Here is a 20,553-nt window from a genome sequence, read left to right on the forward strand (position 1 = left end):
CGATGGATATTCCATCGCTTTTTTTTATTTTTACATAATGAGCAAGCAAACCATAACAACCGAACCCAAACGATCAGTAGATGTACTTTTTGATAAGTATGCCGAAAGTCATCAAAATCCAACAAACAAACTCGTGCACTGGATCTGTGTTCCGTTAATTGTATTCAGCTTATTAGGATTGATCTGGCAGATCCCTTTTCCACATATTGGCTTTTTGGGTAGCTATAATGGTTTCTTTAACTGGGCCTCTTTTCTATTGGCCTTTAGCTTGTATTATTACTTTACGCTTTCGCCGGTATTGTTTTTTTTGATGATCTGGGTGGTGGGACTAATGAGCTATATCATTGTAAAGATTGAACAAGCTGTGGGTTTAGGGAGCGGAACAGCCTATGCCATTTATGCGGCTATATTTGTTGCTGCCTGGATTGGTCAGTTCGTTGGTCATAAAATTGAAGGCAAAAAACCATCATTCCTGGATGATGTTAAGTTCCTGTTAATCGGTCCGATCTGGTTATTGCACTTCATTTGCAAGAAAGTGGGTATTCGTTACTGATCCTGAAAGCACTTAACGTTTAGTTAACTTTAAAGTAAAACAATGTTAATTAACACCTAACCTGTAGTTAACACTGTGGTAATACTTTTGCCCTTATCAAATAAAGGCAAATTGGATTTACTAAACTCTTTTAAAAGAGCGGCACTCACGGTGTTCGCTTTAACGATCAGCATACTTGCGTATGCACAAACAGGAAAAATTTCTGGAACGGTTACCGATAAAAAAACGGGCGAAACCTTAATTGGGGTAACGGTTAAAATTAAAGGTACTACTAAAGGTACTTCTACAGGTGCAGATGGTAAATATACTATCGCTGCATTACAAGATGGCAAATTTATTATAGAGGCTTCTTATGTAGGTTATGCCAATAAAGAAGTACCGGCTGTGGAAGTGACCGGAGGGGCTACAACTACTTTAAACCTGGCGCTTGAAGAATCTAATTCTCAAAAATTAGCTGACGTACAGGTAAAAGGTCAGGCCAGCAGAGAAACTGAAACGGCACTTTTATCACTTCAAAAAAATGCAATCGAAATTAAACAGGGTATCGGAATCCAGGAATTATCCAGGAAGGGTGTAAGTGATGTTGAAGAAGGATTAACCAAAATTACCGGTATTACCAAAGTAGACGGCAGGGGTTTATTTGTAAGGGGTTTAGAAGACAGGTATAATAATCTTTTAATAAATGGTTTAGCTGTTCCTTCTAACAATCCTTTCAAAAAGATTATCCCTTTAGATCTTTTCCCAACAGACATTGTAAGTGTTTTAGAAACCTACAAAACATTCAACTCAGGTTTATATGGCGATTTTGCAGGTGGAACATTTAATATTGTAACCGCTAAGGGCGAAAAGGCAGTAACGAAAATTAATATCGGTACCAGCTTTCTTTCTAACAGTAGCTTTAAAAAATTCTTAAGACCGGAGGGTGAGACTTCAGTTGGCGATTACTTTGGTTTTCCAAGCAATGACCGTAGCATACCGAAGGTTTTCGGTAAGAAGCCATCATCTTATACCATGACTGCAAAAGAAGCCAACTCACAGTTTGACTCTGGCTTCGATGTAGAAGAAGGAAATGCACCTTTAAATACAAATATTGGGATACTACATACACAAAAAATCAGGTTCGAAAATAACCGTTCATTCCAGTATTTGGTTTCAATTAATACTGATAACAATTTCCAGATTAGAGAAGGTGTAGATCGTTTCTTTAATACCGCACAAGGTATTTACGATAATAACTTATATACTACTAAATACAGGTTTTCTACCAATTCATCAGTATTAGGTGCCGTTAATTATGGTACCAACAGGTTAAATCTTAATTTAAATGCTTTTTATTTAAAAGGGACTGAAACCATGATTCAGGATCAATTGGGTTATACCAATAGCCAGGCTACAGTTACTAACTCATTTATCCGTTTAAACCAGTTGCAAAAAACCGATTTCTTTACCGGTCAGGTGTTCGCGAATTATAAAATAACAGAAGACGACAGACATAGCGTAAGGGCAGGAGCTTCTTATTCGAAAACAAGTTACGAGCTTCCTGATAGAAAATCCTTTAAAGGAGTACAGCTAGACGCGAATACCACATCTATTAGTTATACTGGTAACAGTATTTCAAGACAGTATATGGATTTTAACGGCGATTTCTTTGGATCTGGTTTATTGGAATACAACTGGAAGTTTGGAAATAGCGATTTAGCAAAGAGCAACAAACTTACGGTGGGTTACAATGGCTCTTTCAATAAAATAGAATCTAATTTCAGGTTTTTAGTTTCACAAAACCTGGCGTCTAATAATGCTACTTTTAATACCAATCAGCCCGATGCTACCTTGGCTGATCAGATTGCTAATGGCGGCTTTACTTATAATGAAGGTACAGGAGCAACTTATCTTGCCCGCATGCAGGAAAGCGTTAACGCCGGTTATGCCGATTTATCTCTTGTAGTAGGTGATAAAATTAACATCAATGGAGGGTTAAGGGTTGAGCAATCGCAGAGGATTACCAGGTTCAGGAATCAGGGAACTTTTGATGACCCTTTTTTAAGAGTAACCAAAAATAACGTTGATGTTTTACCAGCTGTAAACTTTAAATATTCGGTTAGCGAGAAAACGAACTTAAGGCTATCACTTTCAAAAACCTTAACCAAACCGGTTATTATGGAAGCTTTCCCGTTAGAGTTCGTAAATCCGGATGCGACTATTGAAAATGGTAACCCTAATGTGGTGAACAGTCAAAACTACAACGTTGATGTAAAATATGAGTTTTTCCCTTCTAATACCGAAATGTTTGCCATAACCGGATTTGCCAAATATTTGAAAAATCCGATAGAACGTTTGTTTACACAAACTGCAGGAAGTGGTGGTTTAGCCATTACTTATGATAACTCTAAAAAAGCAGTTTTATACGGTGCTGAATTAGAATTTTTACTGCAACTATCTAGGTTTAGCGAATCACTTTCTAATTTCTCGGTTGGTTTCAATACCTCATTGATGTATACCCAAACTACTATTGATAAGGTGAAAAACAGTGCAGAAACTGCCGCTATTGGTAATGAGAATACCCGCAGGTTACAGGGCGCTTCACCGTGGTTAATCAATGCCGATATCAAACACGAAAGTAATTTTGGTAAGAACTGGAAAAGTACCATCACAGTAGCCTATAATATTTATGGCGAACGTATTTATGCGGTAGGTACCAACGGTTTAGATAACTACTACGAGAAACCATTTGGAAAATTGGATTTGATCTGGAGCAATAAGATTTCAGGCAAGTGGGATTTGAAGTTTGGCGTAGAGAATATCTTAAACCCAACTTATAAAGTTGATTTGGGTGAAAAGAGCTTAGTGAAAATATACGAGAACAGCCTTACTGTTAAAGATTATAAAAGAGGTGTTGGCGTATCGTTAGGCCTTGGTTACACATTCTAATTTGACATTACGATTTATTAACCTTCGGTTTACGTAATGTTAAACATGGGTTAATGTATTCAAAACATAGGAAAACTAAATTTACACATCAAAGGAAAATTAAAAAAGATTAAAAATGAAAAAATTACTTTATGCAATTGCTGTGTCAGCTACAATTTTTACGGGCTGTTCAAAAGACGAAGATGATGAGATCCCTACAAAAGTTCCGGTAGTAGGCGAAATCACAGGTGATATTACAGCTAACAGGACATTGGCTTTTGGTAATTATACGTTAAAAGGTATTGTTAAAATCCAGTCGGGTGTTACCTTAACTATCGAAGCAGGTTCTACTTTTACAGCCGATAAAACTGATGGCGACGACGGTATAGTGGTATTAAATGGTGGTAAACTGATTGCCAATGGTACTGCCGATAATCCGATTGTATTAACTGAGAAATCAAAAGTTGGTGGTTCATGGAATGGTATCATTATGTATGGTGATGCACCGATTGTAAACTCGTCAACTGCTCCAGGTACACAAACTGCAGCTTCAGAAGATGGCTTAAATATATCTTACGGTGGTACTAATGCTGCCCATAATGGTGGTTCGTTAAAATATGTAAGAGTAGAATACGCTGGTCGTGTAATTACAACCAACTCTAAAGAGCAAAATGGTTTCTCATTCTACTCAGTAGGTAGCGGAACAGTTTTAGAAAACCTGGTTTCTTACAAAGGAAATGATGATGGTTTCGAATTTTATGGTGGTACAGTAAGTGGTAAAAACTTAATCTCTTATGGTAACGCTGATGACGCTTTCGATTGGCAGGATGGCTGGAAAGGCCAGGATAATACCAACTGGTTTGCTTATCAAACTGGTGTGGCTAACTATGGTATGGAAGTCGAAGCAAAAAGTGTTAACAATGCATTTTGGCCTAAAGTAACCAACATTACGTTAAAAAGAGCTGCTGGTACCACAACTGAAGCACAAAGTGAAATCCAGTTAGATGCTTTCCAGTTTAAAGCAGAAGGAAATGGCGATTTTAGCAATATTATAATTGATGGATATAATAGCCAAACAACGCCAACAGCACTCGTTGGTGGAGCTGTTCAAATCAAAGATTTAGTTACTTACGACCATCAGGTAACAACGGGGAAAATTAAGTTAACTAATGTTAAAGTAACTAATACCCCTACTTTGTTCATTGCTGGTGCAACAACTTTCGCAGTAAACGCAGCGAGTTTCGGTACAAACTGGACCGTATCAACTACTGCAACTGGTGCTGCTTTAACAAAAGGAAAATGGGCTACTGTTGATGGTGTAGATTTATTAGCTAATTTATAATAGCTACTATTCTTTAATAAAGATAAAAAGGGGGCGTTCATCTGATGAACGCCCCCTTTTATTTTATAATTTTTTATGCTGTTTCTTTAATCTCTGCTTTGCTTTTCTTTGCTACAGCAGGTTTAGCTGTTTTAGCCTTCGGAGTTAAAGGCGTTGCTTTTTCTTCTTTGATATATGGCGTTATAGAATCATCTTGAGTAGCGAAAGTAACTTTTTTAGTTAATTGCTTTGCAAATTTTTCGATTACCTTATCGGTTTTTTTGGCTTTTCCGTACGGGATAACAAGTTCGTTAAATGCAAGGGCTAATTTCGATTCTAATTCTTTGCGTAGTTTTTTGCTTGTCGAATGATTTTTCGACTTGGATTTATTCTTTTTCATTTAGAACTTATAGGGTTTCTTCAAAGATAAAAAAACAGAAAGTTAAATTAATATTATGATTATGTTAACACATAGCCCGGCGCTTAACATATAAAATATTTCTCATAACTTAGTTTAAATCAAATAGTTTAGAATTTAATCGAACGAATATGAACTATCCAATATTAATCGGCGTTGCGGTTCTGGTTATTATTTTAATTGCTTACCTGATTAAAAGAAACCAAAAGGATAAGAAGGCCTTTGAAGAGGATACCATCGAATCAGAACTTCCCCCTGAAAAAGACGATAAGGAAAATATTTAAAAAGTATGCCCTGCTGCGATTTCGCCACCTAGATCTAATGTATTCTGGAAACCTTCCAAGTACTGAAGTAAATGCCGCTCTGCATTTGCATAAGAGGTAAATGTAGACGCCGGTTCATAGGCATCAGCATCAGTTTTGCTTTTGTAAAACGAACTGATTTTGAAAACGAAAACTTTGTCATCATTAATAGGCGACATAATTCTAGCCTTTATTGCGTGGCCGTTTACCTCAACAAAAAATTCTTTTAAAACAGTATAGATAACAGCAGACATAGACCAGGTTTTTAAATTTAACTCAATATAAGAAATCTAAATTACCTTAAATAGCCCATGAATCAACCTGTTGTTGATAACATAATGATTTTTTAACATTAATTTAATGCGTATGGTTTATTTCTTAACAGGCTCGTATGCATAAACCACTTCGTATTTACTGTTTTTAAAATTTGAAGAAAGTTGTCCGATTTTTAGGTTTTGAGCCTGGGGGGTAGGCTCGCAATACGAATATTTTTTACCTTTATAAGTAACCGGTTCGCCAATTGGTTTATCAAACTGAACGGCAATGGTTAAATGTTTAGGGTATAACAGGGCAATCATCGGCAGGTTATATATCTCCTTTACCAGATAGAAAAATAGTGCGGCCCGGTCATCGCAATCGCTGTAGGTACTTAATAATGTTTGTTCAGGGGAGAAACGTTTTTCTTTGCCGAAGTTTTCACCGTCATCTTCATATAAAAAACCATAACGGGTAAACCTCATCAGGTAATCAACCCCTTTTTTCTGATCCATGCCCTTTAGGTTTTCTTTCAGGGTGGGAATAAGCGAGCTGTACGTTTCCCTGCTTAAAGGGATATTAAAATAACTCTCAAAATCTACTACCGGATAATTTTTGAAAATGGCTTGTACATCTTCATTAACTTTTAGCTTAAAGTGATGGATTTTTTGACGGTAGCTAAATTCGATATCCTTTTCCTGATAACTTTCCGGTTTAAAATCGGGCATTCTGGTTACCTTATAAGAGAAAGGATTTTTAGCCTCTGGAATTAAAATTTTAACAGGTTTGTAAGCATCGGCCTGTTTAAACAGTTTGCCATAATCATGATAATTCAGGCACATAAACTTTTTATCATCAATCATAAAAAACGGAATATCACTGATATCCTCTTCATTTCTTACATAAAAGATAACCTGATCATTGCCTATGGCTAACCTGGCATCGTAGCCGCATTTACTCAGTAAAAACCATTTGTATAAAGTATAACCGAAATAATTAGCTGCTTTCGGGCTAATCTGTTCGGCTGTTTTACGAATCAGCTGATAATAAATCCAGTCGTTCAGGTTATATTTTTTCTGGTATTTTTCTAAAGAAGAAATAAGGGGCGCATATTGACCAGAGGAGATGCGGCTGTAAAAGTTTGAAACGGCTGATGTGGTTGCTGTTTTGGGTATTGGAAAAACCACTGAAGAATCGATACTAAAGTTAAAGGTCCCATCATAAAAATCGAAAGAATAGTTTTGTCCCTTCGAGATGATGGCATTCATCATCAGGCAAACGAACAAAATAGTGCTCAAAACATATGTATAAATCCCTCTTTTCAAACCGCCCTGTATTTGGTTACATTAAATTTACTTATTATTAACATAAAAGCAACAATTTCTTTATGTGAACAATTTTAGCATCACTTAACGTAGTGTTAACATTAATGCTGATTCAGGGCTTTGAAAATTGCTTCTTAGGAGAAAATCATTGGATTAGAAATATCATTATATATGCATGAATAAATTCTATAAATAACATATCATTAATACCAATTTAACAAGGCAAACCTACTTTTGTGGCATAAATATTTGGTTAGTATTTATAAAGTTTAGGTTAGTTGATAATAAAAAACCCAGATGGATGTCTGGGTTTTTTTATTGAATTAACTTATAGATTCTTGCCGAGTTTTTCGAGCATTTCTGGTGGGATATTATGTGTATCAACCACTAAGAAGCCATCTAAACAATCAGAAAATTTAGGGTCGATATTGAATGAGATAATCTTCGCATTCAGGTTCATGTACTGCCTCAATAATACTGGAATTTTGATGTGCGAGTTTTCAATGTCTCCAATGATGCTGTCTAAATCTTTGAACGATTCGCTACTGTCTACCAGGGTATCGGTAGCGATAGGCAGTAAGTCGGCTTTAAATTTGTTCCGGGGTTTAACATATTTGGCCATCTCGTAATCGAAATGGTTTTTGGTAATATAATCTACAATTAGGGCTTTGCTAAATTTAGAAAAGTTGTTGCTGATACTCACCGGTCCAAACATGTAACGATACTGCGGATTATCGATCAGGTACTTTAAAATGCCCTTCCAAAGCAAAAATAATGGAAGAGGTTTGCCCTGGTATTCTTTTCTGATCCACGATCTTCCCAGCTCGATCCCTTGTCTCAACATTGGATAAAACTGATCTTTCATTTTGAACAATTCAGACAGGTAGAAGCCACGGCGGCCCATGCTTTCTAAAATTTCATCTCCTTTACCAATCCGGTAAGCACCTACAATATTTTCCAAATCCTTATCCCAAATAAATAAGTGGTTATAGTAGATATCGTAATTGTCGAGATCGATTTTTTTGTTCGTGCCTTCACCAACTTCACGGAAAGTAATTTCGCGCAAACGGCCAATCTCTCTTAAAATATTCGGGATTTTTAAAGTCGGCACAATATATACTTCGTAGTTTTTCTCTGTCCAAACCTTGAAATCTTCCAAAAGCACAACCTCATTTTTAATTAATTCCCTCGAAGTTTCTTCGATTACTTCAACAGGTTTCTTTTTAATCTTAAATAAGTTTAACGGATTAAAGAGTTTTTTCTCTGTATCTAATCCAACACCAAGCGCATAGGTACGGGCCCTTAAAAAGTCCATCAGTTTATTACTGCTGTTCATATGCGAAATTTCGGATACGGCAATGGGTTTGCCAATGCGTACCTTAATGGTGCGCCCGTGTTTATTTAAAAACTCCGAAGGCAGCTTTGCTGTACGCAGCGTAGGATGGATGAAGCTTAAAATGTTAAAGAAAACACCATTATTGCCATGAAAATAAATAGGTACAACAGGTACTTTTGCTTTAGCAATCAGTTTTCCAACAACAGGATGCCACATCCTGTCGGTTACCTGCTGCGCATCTAATTTAAAGGTAGAAACTTCTCCTGCAGGGAAAATACCAATTGGTGTTCCATTTCTAAGTAAATCAAAAGTAGTTTTTAAGCCACTGATACTTGAAGAATGCTGTACATTTTCGAAAGGATTTACAGCAACAAAAAATTCATCAAGGTTTGGTATTTTCTTCAAAATGAAATTTACCATCACCTTGGCATCCGGCCTAACCGTGCACAATAGTTTAACTAAAGCCAAACCTTCTACACCACCATAAGGGTGATTTGCAATAGCAATAAAAGGTCCTGTTTTCGGAATGCTGTTTAAATCATCATCATCAAATTCTATCGAAACGCCAATGGTTTCTAATATCTTGTCTACAAATTCTAAGCCTTTAAAGTGTTGATTTTGAGCGAATACGTCGTTGATGTCGTTCAGTTTCATGATCTCCATCATCAAACCTGCTAAACCTGGTACACCTAGCTTATCTATCTTTGTTGCTTTCGCAAACTCAGATGTAGTTATGATCTTCATATAAAATTCTTAGATTGTTGATAGGCAAAACCCATTCTGTTTTGCAATCCCAAAAATAAGATTTATATTTATAATACACATGTCATATCGCATCAATGAGAATTTGGCTCAACAAAAATTTTGGTGTTAGCAAGGGTGAGTTTAATGGATTGCTGTTTCTGGTCTTTATTCTTATCGTCATAAAGGCCATACCTATTATATATGATTATTATCAGCCCCTTTCAAATGATGATCCAAATCTCTTAGCACAAATTCAGAAGATCAGCATCACAGATCAGGCACATGCCAATAGCATTCGCGATCGGATTGAAAGTTCAAATCCCGAAAAACCGGTTAAACTTTTTAAATTCAATCCCAACACTTTAGATGTACAAGGCTGGCAAACTTTAGGCTTATCGCCAAAACAGGCACAATCGATTATAAATTATACCGCTAAGGGTGGTAAATTTTATAAAGCCGAAGATCTTCAGAAAATGTATACCATTTCGCCAGAAATGTACCAAAAGATATTGCCTTATGTTCAGATACCCGATCAGCCCATCAAGGACTCCGGAAAATATGCACCTTTCGAAAAAAAGGAATATGCTAAAAAAACATTGACAATCGTCGATATCAATAGGGCTGATTCGGCACAACTGGACGAGATAAAAGGCATTGGTGGCACTTTTGCCCTTAGAATTATTAAATACCGCGAGCGTTTAGGTGGTTTTTACAAGAAAGAGCAGCTGCTGGAAGTTTATGGCTTAGATTCTACTAAGTATGCTGAAATTAAAGATCAGATCGAAATCAGCAATGTGCCGCTAAAAACAATAAACCTAAATACAGCAACTTTTAACGATTTAAAGCGCAATCCATACCTTTCGTACAAACAGATCAATGCCATTATTCAATACCGCAAGCAACATGGCAATTATTCGAGTATATCTGATTTGAAAAAGATTGTGCTGTTAAACCAGCAGGTTATTGATAAAATTACCCCTTATATTTATTTTTAGACACTTGAGTTAAATTAAGCCTTCCCTATTCTGGGTTAATTATAAGAGTTAGCCGCCAGGTTTAAAAGAATCCATTTTCAATTTGATTTGGAAAGCAATAGTACTGCTAATCGGTTCCGAAAGTCCTGCTTTACACTTTACGCTGCCGATGAAGAATCGGCAATCGTGTTCGTTTCAATCAGGTTTAATCATGGAAGAGCATTGCTTATTAACCCCAAACACTTCTGCACCTGATTTCCAAAAAAAGATGATCATTAAAAAATTATGTATTTCGTATCCAGGTTAATTATTGGCGTTAATTTCAAGGTTTAAAATTAACCGATAAACTAATTGAACCGAATACCATTTCATTCTGTAATTGGACAAATATTTAATGGTAACTAACTATCAAATAATTGTTTATAATTGCCTCAACTAACTATAAAATATAAATTTAATGAGCGTAAGCTTCGATTTTTCAGAAACAGAAACTCAGCAAAGTGTAAAGGCTATGGTCCGCGATTTTGCAGAGAAAAACATTCGTCCACATATCATGGAATGGGATGAGGCACAGCATTTCCCCGTTGAATTGTTTAAACAGCTCGGAGAACTGGGCTTAATGGGCGTATTGGTTCCCGAAGAATATGGCGGCTCTGGATTGGGCTATCAGGAATATGTTGATGTAATTGTAGAAGTGGCCCGGGTTTGTGGTTCAATCGGTTTATCATTAGCTGCGCACAACTCCTTATGTACTGGTCATATTCTGGCCTTTGCCAATGCAGAACAGAAACAAAGGTGGCTGCCAAAGCTGGCAACAGCAGAATGGATTGGTGCCTGGGGATTAACCGAAGCCAACACTGGTTCGGATGCCTTAAGGATGATGACCACTGCTGTTGAAGATGGCGACGATTACATTATAAACGGTGCAAAAAACTGGATCACCCATGGCAAAAGCGGCGATATTGCGGTGGTTATGGTAAGAACCGGAGAACAGGGAAGTTCGAAGGGGATTTCGGCCATTGTAGTAGAGCGCGGTACGCCTGGTTTTACTGCAGGGAAAAAAGAAAATAAATTAGGAATGCGGGCATCAGAAACCACAGAAATGATTTTTGACAATTGCCGCGTACCAAAAGCCAATTTATTGGGCAATGTTGGCGAAGGTTTTAAACAAGCCATGAAGGTGTTAGATGGCGGCAGAATTTCTATTGCCGCCTTGGCCCTAGGCATTGCAAAAGGTGCTTTTGATGCTGCAGTAGCTTATTCGAAACAACGCCAGCAGTTTGGTCAGCCCATTTCGAGCTTTCAGGCCATTAGCTTTAAACTTGCTGATATGGCTACAGAGATTGAAGCTGCAGAGTTATTAATCCGCCAGGCGGCAGATTTAAAAAACAGGCATTTGCCCATGACAAAAGAATCGGCTATGGCGAAATATTTTGCGTCAGAGGTTTCGGTAAGGGTAGCCACAGATGCCGTTCAGATATTTGGCGGTTATGGTTATACCAAAGACTTTCCGGTTGAGAAATTTTATCGTGATAGTAAATTATGTACAATAGGCGAGGGCACCTCAGAAATACAAAAGATTGTAATCGCCAGAGAAGTATTGCAAGGGTAGAAAGGTAGAAGGTTTAGGGTTTAAGGCAAATGTCGATCACCCTATACCTTAAACCTTTCGCCTTCAACCTTATTAAAACCAAATATATTATGAGTAATCCGGATGGCTTAACCACTTCCGGATTTTTTTTGTTTAAAATTTTAAAACCAACTACTTGAAAGCGATGTTTTTTAATAACCAATAACCAATAACCAATAACCAGGATAAGCCTTGAGTTTGGCGTTTGGCGTCAGTTAACCGATTAAATAATGGCCCACATTAGTGACTATTGTACCATAACCAATATTCAAGGATCAATAACCATTTGGTAAGTGAACTAATGAACCATTGAACTAATGACTAATGAACTAATGTATGGCAAAGTATTCAGAAAAAGCTGGTGAGAAAGTAGAAGAAACCATGCACGAAATGAAAGCAGGTAAGCTTAAAAGCGGATCAGGTAAAAAAGTGACTTCCAAAAAGCAGGCAATTGCTATCGGATTATCGGAAGCCAGAAAAGCAGGAGCGAAGGTACCGAAGAAAGGTTAGCAGGTAAAAGGTTTATGGTATAAGGTTTTAAAACTAATCTTTTGAATAATAATTTTCCCTAAACCCTAAACCCTAAACCCTAAACCCTAAACCCTAAACCTTTAGCTATTGTATATCTTTCGTAGTTAAAATGCTATCTACCACATAAACGCTAAATCCACGCCAAGGCAGGGTGTTTTTATATTCTTTATAGTGTAACTCGTAGAACTTTCCGCTATTGGCCATCATTTTATCGGCAATTTCTTTATTTGCAATAGAAAATTCGAATTCGTTGTTTTGCAAGGTACCGGCTTGTTTGGATCGTACGCCGCTTTGAATCAATTTACCTTCGTATGTTTTAAAGATATAACCTTTCTTCACCACATAATTTAATTCGCCTGCTTTAACCCCTTCGCCAAAAACAAAGAAATACCGGTAATAGCAAATTGCTGCGAGTAAAATCACGACTATAACTGCGATAATTGAGCCTACTTTTTTGCCTGTTGTCATATCCTATATTATATATATAAATGTAAGTAAACAACAGTTTAGTTTAATCAATGATTTAAATATAATTTCTTTTTATAAAATCTTTCTCATTTTCAATATTTTGCTTACATTTGCAGCCCCGATAACACGGGAAAATTTAAAAAACCACGAGAGGAGGTATTTCAGCGTTATGATCATTATCAACATTAAAGACGGCGAATCATTAGATAAAGCCCTTAAACGTTTCAAGAAAAAGTTTGAAAAAACTGGTGTATTGAGAGAACTACGTAGTCGCCAAGCATACGAGAAAAAATCCGTTGCTCGCCGTACTGAAATTAAACATGCTGTTTACATTCAGAATATGAATCAAGATACAACTGCATAGTTGTTTAAGATATAAATACATTAAAGTCCTCCAGATGTTAAATCGGGAGGACTTTTTTTTTAAAAAAGAAATCAAAACTTTACAATAAACAATTAATTAATGATTTCTTTATATCAAAACTATTTGTAACTTCATATCAGTCCCGGCAAAAAGATATTGAATGTTGCTAAAAAGTTTTATAACCTATTTAACTCACGAGAAGCGCTATTCTCAGCACACCATTACCTCTTATCAAACCGATTTAGATCAGTTTGAAGAGTACATCAATCATACGTTCAGTCTGAATTTTTTAAAAGTAAAACATGTTCATCTGAGGAGTTATATGGTAGATCTGATGGAGAACAAAATATCAGAGTATACCATCAATAGAAAAATTTCGACCTTAAGGAGCTTTTATAAATTTTTACAGCGAACCGGAGAAATTGATCAAAACCCTACTGTTTTAATTAAGGCACCCAAAATACCCAAAAGGCTACCGGTATTTGTTGATACACAAAAAATGGATCATCTACTGGATTCCGAGCATTATTTTGACGAAAGTTTCCCATCCGTTCGCGATCACCTGGTCATCGAACTGCTTTATGGAACAGGCATGCGTTTAACAGAACTGCTTCAGTTAAAGGATACCGATATTGATATTTATTCGGGAACGATAAAGGTGCTGGGTAAAAGAAATAAAGAACGGATCATCCCCGTAAATAAACAGCTTATTAATCAGGTAAATACCTACATTGAGCTAAAAAAGTTGCAAAACTTTAATAACAATTTGCTTATCTTAATCGTTACCAATACAGGTGCAGCGGCATATCCAAAATTAATATACCGTATTGTTACCTCATACCTAAACCACGTATCAACCAATGAGAAGAAAAGTCCCCACGTGCTTCGGCACAGTTATGCAACAAGCCTGTTAAATGCAGGAGCAGATCTAAATGCAATTAAAGAACTTTTGGGTCATGCCAGTTTAGCGGCAACCCAGGTTTACACCCACAATTCAATCGAAAGATTAAAAACAATTTATAAACAAGCCCATCCAAAGGCATAAAAAAAGGAGGAAAAATGAAAATCGGAGTTCAATCAATCCACTTCAGTGCAGACAGTAAGTTGTTAGATTTTATACAAAAAAAAGCAAATAAGCTAGATCAGTTTTTTGACCAGATCATTAGCGGAGAAGTGTATTTAAAGTTAGAGAACGTAGAGGATGAGGCCAATAAAATTAGTGAGATAAAACTCATTGTGCCCGGAGGAACCCTCTTCGCTAAAGAACAATGTAAATCATTTGAAGAAGCCACCGATCTGGCTATTGAATCGTTAAGAAAGCAGATTACGAAACACAAAGATAAAACACGCGCAAAATTAAGCGAGCATAAAGCAATTTTAAGCGAAAGCGAAGCCGCTGATTACTAAAAATCAGCTTAGATTAAGAAAAGGCAACATGATTAATGATTATGTTGCCTTTTTTTTTATGCACTACCTTGAGGAATTTGCCACTATTTTTTAATTGTTATTGACTAAGGAATTATGGTATCGAATGATTTTTTTAAAAAAATCAAGAAGAATAGAAACGATTTAGTGGCGGTAGCGTATGTAAAGGGCAATGGCGGCAAAGCAGCAGACAGCAGGGGAAAGTACGATTAAACTTAAAAACCGATTCGTATTCGTTTAGAACACCTAAAAAGTTAAAAAAAATAATACAAATTTAAGCGCAGGCAAAGCGGCTGATTATGAAGTACCTATTATTTTAAATCGGCCTAATTGAATGAATGGGCTAAAAAAGTTCAGTATTTTTTTTCAAATTTATTTTGAAGTGAAATATAAGTGTGTATATTTGCATTCCCTTTCGGAAACGGCGTTAGGCCAGGAAGAAAAGGGTTGTTCTTTAAAAAGATAAAAGTTTTAAAAAAACACGTTAATAGTATGAAAAATGAAGATTTTTCGTATCATTGCACAAAATTTAAAGCCTCCTTAGCTCAGCTGGTAGAGCAACTGACTTGTAATCAGTAGGTCATTGGTTCGATTCCGATAGGAGGCTCTTTTTATTTTAAAGTGTTAGCATTTTAAAGTAAAAAATGGGGAGATTCCAGAGCGGCCAAATGGGACAGACTGTAACTCTGTTATCGCAAGATTTCGAAGGTTCGAATCCTTCTCTCCCCACACTTTAAATGAACGACCAAATGTTTTAATGAGAGATTATTTCTATCATTCTTTCATTTAATCAATCACTAGTTTTTAAAAGCGGAAGTAGCTCAGTTGGTAGAGCGATAGCCTTCCAAGCTATAGGTCGCGAGTTCGAACCTCGTCTTCCGCTCCAATAAAAATTAGAAAGTGGGCAGTTATTGGTAACAGTTTTAATTTGGATAAAACTAAAAAGGCTGAAACTGGAAACTAAAAAGCCGACTTAGCTCAGCGGTAGAGCACTTCCTTGGTAAGGAAGAGGTCATGGGTTCAATTCCCATAGTTGGCTCAGGTATAATAAAGCTTTGTTAAATCTGTTTAATAAGCAGAGTAGACAAGGTTTTTTGTGTTGAAATAACAATAAATAAAAAAATAATAAAAAGTTAACCTACTAATTAGTTATAAATAAAATGGCAAAAGAAAAATTTGACCGCAGTAAACCGCACTTAAACATCGGTACAATCGGTCACGTCGATCACGGTAAAACAACTTTAACAGCAGCTATTACAAAAGTTTTGGCTGATGCTGGTTTAACTGAGGCACGTTCATTCGATTCAATTGACTCTGCTCCAGAGGAAAAAGAAAGAGGTATTACAATCAATACAGCTCACGTTGAGTATTCAACAGCTAACCGTCACTATGCACACGTTGACTGTCCAGGTCACGCGGATTACGTGAAAAACATGGTTACTGGTGCTGCTCAGATGGACGGTGCAATTATCGTTGTTGCTGCTACTGATGGTCCAATGCCACAAACTCGCGAGCACATCTTATTAGCTCGTCAGGTTGGTGTACCTTCATTAGTTGTATTCATGAATAAAGTGGATATGGTTGATGATCCTGAATTATTAGAATTAGTAGAAATGGAAGTTCGTGAATTATTATCATTCTACGAATTCCCAGGTGATGATATTCCTGTAATCCAAGGTTCTGCATTAGGTGGATTAAACGGCGATCCTAAATGGGTTGGAAAAATTATGGAATTAATGGATGCTGTTGATAGCTACATTCCAATTCCTCCACGTTTAACTGATCTTCCATTCTTAATGCCTGTTGAAGACGTATTCTCAATTACTGGTCGTGGTACTGTTGCTACTGGTCGTATTGAGCGTGGTGTAATCAACTCTGGAGATCCGGTTGAGATCTTAGGTATGGGTGCTGAGAACTTAAAATCTACAGTAACTGGTGTTGAGATGTTCCGTAAAATCTTAGATTACGGTGAAGCTGGTGATAACGTAGGTTTATTGTTACGTGGTATTGAGAAAACTGATATCCGTCGTGGTATGGTAATCTGTAAACCAGGTTCAGTAACGCCTCACACTGATTTCAAAGCTGAGATCTATGTATTATCAAAAGCAGAAGGTGGTCGTCACACACCATTCTTCAACAAATACCGTCCTCAATTCTATTTCCGTACTACAGACGTTACTGGTGAGATTTCACTAGCTGAAGGTACTGAAATGGTAATGCCAGGTGATAACGTTACCATCACTGTAAAGTTGATCAACGCTATCGCAATGGAAAAAGGTCTACGTTTCGCTATCCGTGAAGGTGGTAGAACAGTAGGTGCTGGTCAGGTAACTGAAATTTTAAAATAAATCTTAAATCCCGGTTTACCGGGGCTTTAAGTAAAATAAGAAAAGCGAAGTGTTTATACACTTAAACACTTCGCTTTCTAAATACGGGAATAGTTCAACGGTAGAATAGAGGTCTCCAAAACCTTTGATCAGGGTTCGAATCCTTGTTCCCGTGCTCAAAACAATGGTTGAGTAATTGAATGAGTGAATGATTGAATTTGAAAGTAAGCTTTCGAATATTATCATTCACTCATTTAGTCATTCTGTCATTCAATAAATTAAATATGGCTAAAGTAGTTGAGTTTATAAAAGAATCGTACGATGAAATGACCCAGAAGGTTACATGGCCTACCTGGGGTGAACTGCAAAGTTCTGCAATTCTTGTATTAGTGGCTTCTTTAATTATTGCATTGGTTATTTTTGCAATGGATAAAGGATCAACATTTGTGTTAGATACTTTTTATAAATCACTTTCTAATTAATATTTACTAATGAGCGATCTAAAGTGGTACGTTGTAAGGGCTGTTAGCGGTAAAGAAAAGAAAGTAAAACAGTACATTGATGCTGAGATCAGCCGTTTAGGTTTCTCTCATTTGGTTCCTCAGGTTTTAATACCAATGGAAAAATATTACCAAATGAAAGACGGTAAAAAAATTGCCAAAGAACGTAACTTCTATCCTGGTTATGTTTTAATCGAAGCTACATTAGATGGAGAATTAGAACACATCATTAAAGGAATTAACAGCGTTATTGGTTTCTTAGGTGATAAAGCCGGTAATCCAATCCCAATGCGCCAGGCAGAAGTGAACCGTATTTTAGGTGTGGTTGATGAAATGAGCGAGCAGGGTGAAACGATGAATGTGCCTTACTATGTGGGCGAAGGCATCAAAGTAATGGACGGACCTTTCAATGGTTTCTCTGGTATTATCGAAGAGGTAAACGAAGAGAAGAAAAAACTGAAAGTAATGGTTAAAATCTTTGGACGTAAAACACCACTTGAACTTAACTACATGCAGGTAGAAAAAGAGTAAGTAATCTTTTTAAGATATAAAAAAACCGCAAAATTAACGTTATGCGGTTTTTTTCTTTTTAAACACTTTTGATATCGCTTTGCTTATTAATAAAAACTTTGAGATCTAATTTACTTAGTGCAAACAGAGAAGCAGGCTTTGTAATAGCTTGAAGCAATCAATTGTAGTCTTGTAAGTAATTTAGTTTTTCGAGTATATTTCACATATTATATATAATGAAATATATTTCTCTATATCTATTGCAGTAATACAATATTATCCATATCTTTGCAGTCCTTTAAGCTTTATAGGAGCTATAAGGAATTAAATGTTACATGCTTCCAATATTTAACATTGAGTTTTAAATAAACAAAAAACACAAAATGGCAAAAGAAGTCAGTGCAATGATCAAATTACAGATCAAAGGCGGAGCGGCAAATCCATCGCCACCAGTAGGACCTGCATTAGGTGCTAAAGGGGTGAACATTATGGAGTTTTGCAAACAGTACAACGCTCGTACCCAAGATAAAGCAGGTAAAGTATTGCCAGTTGTAATTACTGTTTATGCTGATAAGTCATTCGATTTCATCATCAAAACCCCTCCTGTAGCTATCCAGTTAAAAGATGCTACTAAATTACAGAGTGGTTCTGCTGAGCCTAACCGTAAAAAAGTTGGATCGGTGACCTGGGACCAGATTAAAGTTATTGCTGAAGATAAAATGCCTGATTTAAATGCATTTACGATCGAATCTGCAATGAGTATGGTTGCCGGTACAGCACGCAGTATGGGAATCACCGTTTCTGGTGACGCACCCTGGAACAATTAATTAAAAAACAGTTTACAACAGTGGCGAAATTAACTAAAAATCAAAAAAAGGCACATGCTAAGATAGAAGCTGGTAAAGCTTATACTTTGAAGGATGCTGCTGCTTTGGTAAAAGAAATCACTACGACTAAATTCGATGCTTCAGTTGATATTGATGTATCTTTAGGAGTAGATCCGCGTAAAGCCAATCAAATGGTACGTGGTATTGCTACTTTACCACACGGAACAGGTAAAACTGTACGTGTTTTAGCTTTAGTAACTCCTGATAAGGAAGAAGAAGCAAAAGCAGCTGGCGCAGACTTCGTAGGTTTAGACGAGTATGTAGCTAAAATTGAAGGTGGTTGGACCGATGTAGACATTATTATCACTACACCAGCTTGTATGGCTAAGGTAGGTAAATTGGGCCGTGTTTTAGGTCCAAGGAACTTAATGCCTAACCCAAAATCTGGTACAGTAACTAACGAAGTTGGTAAAGCTGTAACAGAGGTTAAAGCAGGTAAAATTGATTTTAAAGTAGACAAAACGGGTATCATACACGCCTCGATAGGAAAAGTATCATTCCCAGCAGACAAAATTTATGAGAATGCACTTGAGATTATTCAAGTAATTTCTAAATTAAAACCATCTGCTGCAAAAGGAACTTATTTTAAGAGCATTCACGTGTCTTCTACAATGAGTCCTGGGATTGCAATTGAAACAAAATCAGTAGCGGGGATCTAATCATGAACAGAGAAGAAAAAAACGAAGTAGTTTTAGAACTACAAGGACAAATGCAAGAGTTTGGCAATTTTTATATTGCTGATACTTCTAGCCTTTCTGTAGAGCAGATCAATAACATCCGCCGCAAATGTTTCGAAGGTGATATCGTAATGAAGGTTGCTAAAAACTCTTTAATCCGCAAAGCGATTGAAGGTTTAGATGGCGATGCTTCTGAGATATACGAAGCCCTTAAAGGTTCATCATCATTATTATTCTCAAAAACAGCAAACGCTCCGGCTAAGTTGATCAAAACTTTGAGAAAAACATCTGATAAACCAGTGCTTAAAGCAGCATATATAGATTCATCAGTATACGTTGGCGACGACCAATTGAATAACTTAGTAAGCTTAAAATCAAGAGAAGAGCTTATTGGCGATATCATTGGATTATTACAGTCACCAGCTAAAAATGTTCTATCTGCGCTTCAGTCAGGCGGTAACAAAATTGCAGGAATTGTTAAAACTCTTCAAGAAAGAGAAGGTTAACGAACACCTTAAGTTCGCAAATTAAACAAAATTATTACACACGTAAATTTTTAAAATCTTAATAAAATGGCAGATTTAAAAGCGTTTGCTGAGCAATTAGTAAACTTAACAGTAAAAGAAGTTAATGAATTAGCTCAAATCTTAAAAGATGAGTATGGTATTGAGCCTGCAGCTGCTGCTGTAGTTGCTGGTCCTGCTGCCGGTGGTGATGCACCTGCTGCTGCTGCAGAAAAAACATCTTTTGATGTAATCTTAAAAGAAGCTGGTGGTCAGAAATTAGCAGTTGTAAAACTGGTTAAAGACTTAACTGGTTTAGGTTTGAAAGAAGCTAAAGACTTAGTAGACGGAGCACCAAAAGAATTAAAAGCTGGTGTTGCTAAAGACGAAGCAGAAGCTCTTAAAAAACAATTAGAAGAAGCTGGAGCAGTAGTTGAGATTAAGTAATCACTTAACTTAGCTAAGCTAAAAATGTATTAGACACCGACTGAAAATGTCGGTGTCTTTACCTGTTTATAAACATCTCATTTTGTTTGGTTAATGAGCCTGTTTGAAATCTGAACCAAACAAATAGTTTATTCTTAAACTAAAATCTT

Annotated in this window: 22 protein-coding genes and 5 tRNA genes; 22 read left to right on the forward strand and 5 right to left on the reverse strand. The window is 36.6% G+C overall.

Annotated elements, in window-relative coordinates:
- The first annotated feature begins 37 nt into the window (after positions 1 to 37).
- The 3 genes from AC04QZ_RS17115 to AC04QZ_RS17125 all read left to right on the forward strand — a co-directional run bounded on the left by AC04QZ_RS17115 (position 38) and on the right by AC04QZ_RS17125 (position 4,802).
- A complete protein-coding gene (locus AC04QZ_RS17115; protein ID WP_478358765.1) occupies positions 38 to 553 on the forward strand; it encodes an Mpo1 family 2-hydroxy fatty acid dioxygenase in 516 nt (171 codons plus the stop codon).
- A gap of 111 nt (positions 554 to 664) precedes the next feature.
- Entirely contained in the window at positions 665 to 3,481 is a 2,817-nt protein-coding gene (locus AC04QZ_RS17120; RefSeq protein ID WP_478358766.1) for a TonB-dependent receptor, read from the forward strand.
- 115 nt (positions 3,482 to 3,596) lie between these two features.
- Complete coding sequence (locus tag AC04QZ_RS17125) at positions 3,597 to 4,802, forward strand: hypothetical protein (RefSeq protein WP_478358767.1); 1,206 nt, start codon at positions 3,597 to 3,599, stop codon at positions 4,800 to 4,802.
- A 73-nt stretch (positions 4,803 to 4,875) separates the two neighbouring features.
- Here the strand turns inward: AC04QZ_RS17125 and AC04QZ_RS17130 are convergent, their stop codons facing one another.
- Positions 4,876 to 5,181: a hypothetical protein gene (locus AC04QZ_RS17130; RefSeq protein ID WP_478358768.1), complete on the reverse strand. Its 306-nt coding sequence runs from the start codon at positions 5,179 to 5,181 to the stop codon at positions 4,876 to 4,878.
- 149 nt (positions 5,182 to 5,330) lie between these two features.
- On the opposite strand from AC04QZ_RS17130, the gene AC04QZ_RS17135 reads away from it, so the two are divergent.
- Positions 5,331 to 5,483 carry a hypothetical protein gene (locus AC04QZ_RS17135; protein WP_478358769.1) on the forward strand — a complete coding sequence of 51 codons (153 nt, stop codon included), beginning with the start codon at positions 5,331 to 5,333 and terminating at the stop codon, positions 5,481 to 5,483.
- Here the strand turns inward: AC04QZ_RS17135 and AC04QZ_RS17140 are convergent.
- The 3 genes from AC04QZ_RS17140 to AC04QZ_RS17150 form a co-directional block, all read right to left on the reverse strand.
- Positions 5,480 to 5,755 (reverse strand): hypothetical protein, encoded by a 276-nt coding sequence (locus tag AC04QZ_RS17140; RefSeq protein ID WP_086545143.1) that lies wholly within the window; start codon positions 5,753 to 5,755, stop codon positions 5,480 to 5,482. The genes AC04QZ_RS17135 and AC04QZ_RS17140 overlap by 4 nt on opposite strands.
- 117 nt (positions 5,756 to 5,872) lie before the next feature.
- Positions 5,873 to 7,054: a hypothetical protein gene (locus AC04QZ_RS17145; RefSeq protein ID WP_478358770.1), complete on the reverse strand. Its 1,182-nt coding sequence runs from the start codon at positions 7,052 to 7,054 to the stop codon at positions 5,873 to 5,875.
- A gap of 355 nt (positions 7,055 to 7,409) precedes the next feature.
- Positions 7,410 to 9,161: a lysophospholipid acyltransferase family protein gene (locus tag AC04QZ_RS17150; protein WP_086545145.1), complete on the reverse strand. Its 1,752-nt coding sequence runs from the start codon at positions 9,159 to 9,161 to the stop codon at positions 7,410 to 7,412.
- Positions 9,162 to 9,256: 95 nt separating this feature from the next.
- On the opposite strand from AC04QZ_RS17150, the gene AC04QZ_RS17155 reads away from it, so the two are divergent.
- The 3 genes from AC04QZ_RS17155 (at position 9,257) to AC04QZ_RS17165 (ending at position 12,275) form a co-directional block, all read left to right on the forward strand.
- The gene (locus AC04QZ_RS17155) at positions 9,257 to 10,156 is read left to right on the forward strand and encodes a ComEA family DNA-binding protein (RefSeq protein ID WP_478358771.1); all 900 of its coding nucleotides are present in this window, start codon (positions 9,257 to 9,259) and stop codon (positions 10,154 to 10,156) included.
- 436 nt (positions 10,157 to 10,592) lie between these two features.
- Positions 10,593 to 11,747, forward strand: coding sequence for an acyl-CoA dehydrogenase family protein (locus AC04QZ_RS17160; protein ID WP_478358772.1), 1,155 nt, complete (start codon positions 10,593 to 10,595; stop codon positions 11,745 to 11,747).
- Positions 11,748 to 12,101: 354 nt separating this feature from the next.
- Positions 12,102 to 12,275: a DUF6496 domain-containing protein gene (locus AC04QZ_RS17165; protein ID WP_478358773.1), complete on the forward strand. Its 174-nt coding sequence runs from the start codon at positions 12,102 to 12,104 to the stop codon at positions 12,273 to 12,275.
- A 105-nt stretch (positions 12,276 to 12,380) separates the two neighbouring features.
- Here AC04QZ_RS17165 and AC04QZ_RS17170 read toward each other — a convergent pair whose 3' ends face one another.
- The gene (locus tag AC04QZ_RS17170; RefSeq protein WP_478358774.1) at positions 12,381 to 12,764 is read right to left on the reverse strand and encodes a hypothetical protein; all 384 of its coding nucleotides are present in this window, start codon (positions 12,762 to 12,764) and stop codon (positions 12,381 to 12,383) included.
- Between the two features lie 169 nt (positions 12,765 to 12,933).
- Between AC04QZ_RS17170 and rpsU the strand changes: the two genes are divergently transcribed.
- From rpsU to rplL, 15 genes are all read left to right on the forward strand, one after another.
- The gene (gene rpsU, locus AC04QZ_RS17175) at positions 12,934 to 13,128 is read left to right on the forward strand and encodes a 30S ribosomal protein S21 (protein WP_086549247.1); all 195 of its coding nucleotides are present in this window, start codon (positions 12,934 to 12,936) and stop codon (positions 13,126 to 13,128) included.
- Positions 13,129 to 13,288: 160 nt separating this feature from the next.
- A complete protein-coding gene (locus AC04QZ_RS17180; protein ID WP_478358775.1) occupies positions 13,289 to 14,173 on the forward strand; it encodes a tyrosine-type recombinase/integrase in 885 nt (294 codons plus the stop codon).
- 14 nt (positions 14,174 to 14,187) lie between these two features.
- Positions 14,188 to 14,535: a ribosome hibernation-promoting factor, HPF/YfiA family gene (gene hpf, locus AC04QZ_RS17185; RefSeq protein WP_025143266.1), complete on the forward strand. Its 348-nt coding sequence runs from the start codon at positions 14,188 to 14,190 to the stop codon at positions 14,533 to 14,535.
- 552 nt (positions 14,536 to 15,087) lie between these two features.
- Positions 15,088 to 15,160: transfer RNA gene (locus tag AC04QZ_RS17190), tRNA-Thr, on the forward strand.
- Between the two features lie 39 nt (positions 15,161 to 15,199).
- A tRNA-Tyr gene (locus AC04QZ_RS17195) sits at positions 15,200 to 15,282 on the forward strand.
- A gap of 81 nt (positions 15,283 to 15,363) precedes the next feature.
- A tRNA-Gly gene (locus AC04QZ_RS17200) sits at positions 15,364 to 15,439 on the forward strand.
- Between the two features lie 81 nt (positions 15,440 to 15,520).
- Positions 15,521 to 15,592 (forward strand) — tRNA-Thr (locus tag AC04QZ_RS17205).
- A 121-nt stretch (positions 15,593 to 15,713) separates the two neighbouring features.
- Entirely contained in the window at positions 15,714 to 16,901 is a 1,188-nt protein-coding gene (tuf, locus tag AC04QZ_RS17210) for an elongation factor Tu (RefSeq protein ID WP_086545150.1), read from the forward strand.
- A gap of 83 nt (positions 16,902 to 16,984) precedes the next feature.
- A tRNA-Trp gene (locus tag AC04QZ_RS17215) sits at positions 16,985 to 17,055 on the forward strand.
- 109 nt (positions 17,056 to 17,164) lie between these two features.
- On the forward strand, positions 17,165 to 17,362 hold the full coding sequence (gene secE, locus AC04QZ_RS17220) for a preprotein translocase subunit SecE (RefSeq protein ID WP_029279332.1): 198 nt from the start codon (positions 17,165 to 17,167) through the stop codon (positions 17,360 to 17,362).
- Between the two features lie 9 nt (positions 17,363 to 17,371).
- Positions 17,372 to 17,911 (forward strand): transcription termination/antitermination protein NusG, encoded by a 540-nt coding sequence (gene nusG, locus AC04QZ_RS17225; protein WP_025143263.1) that lies wholly within the window; start codon positions 17,372 to 17,374, stop codon positions 17,909 to 17,911.
- 362 nt (positions 17,912 to 18,273) lie between these two features.
- Positions 18,274 to 18,717, forward strand: a complete 444-nt coding sequence (gene rplK, locus AC04QZ_RS17230; protein WP_010601094.1) for a 50S ribosomal protein L11 — start codon at positions 18,274 to 18,276, stop codon at positions 18,715 to 18,717.
- A 20-nt stretch (positions 18,718 to 18,737) separates the two neighbouring features.
- Positions 18,738 to 19,436: a 50S ribosomal protein L1 gene (gene rplA, locus AC04QZ_RS17235; protein WP_025143259.1), complete on the forward strand. Its 699-nt coding sequence runs from the start codon at positions 18,738 to 18,740 to the stop codon at positions 19,434 to 19,436.
- 2 nt (positions 19,437 to 19,438) lie between these two features.
- Complete coding sequence (rplJ, locus tag AC04QZ_RS17240; protein ID WP_086545152.1) at positions 19,439 to 19,960, forward strand: 50S ribosomal protein L10; 522 nt, start codon at positions 19,439 to 19,441, stop codon at positions 19,958 to 19,960.
- 66 nt (positions 19,961 to 20,026) lie between these two features.
- On the forward strand, positions 20,027 to 20,404 hold the full coding sequence (gene rplL, locus AC04QZ_RS17245) for a 50S ribosomal protein L7/L12 (protein WP_010601097.1): 378 nt from the start codon (positions 20,027 to 20,029) through the stop codon (positions 20,402 to 20,404).
- Positions 20,405 to 20,553: the final 149 nt, after the last annotated feature.

It is taken from the genome of Pedobacter folensis, from assembly GCF_056490665.1.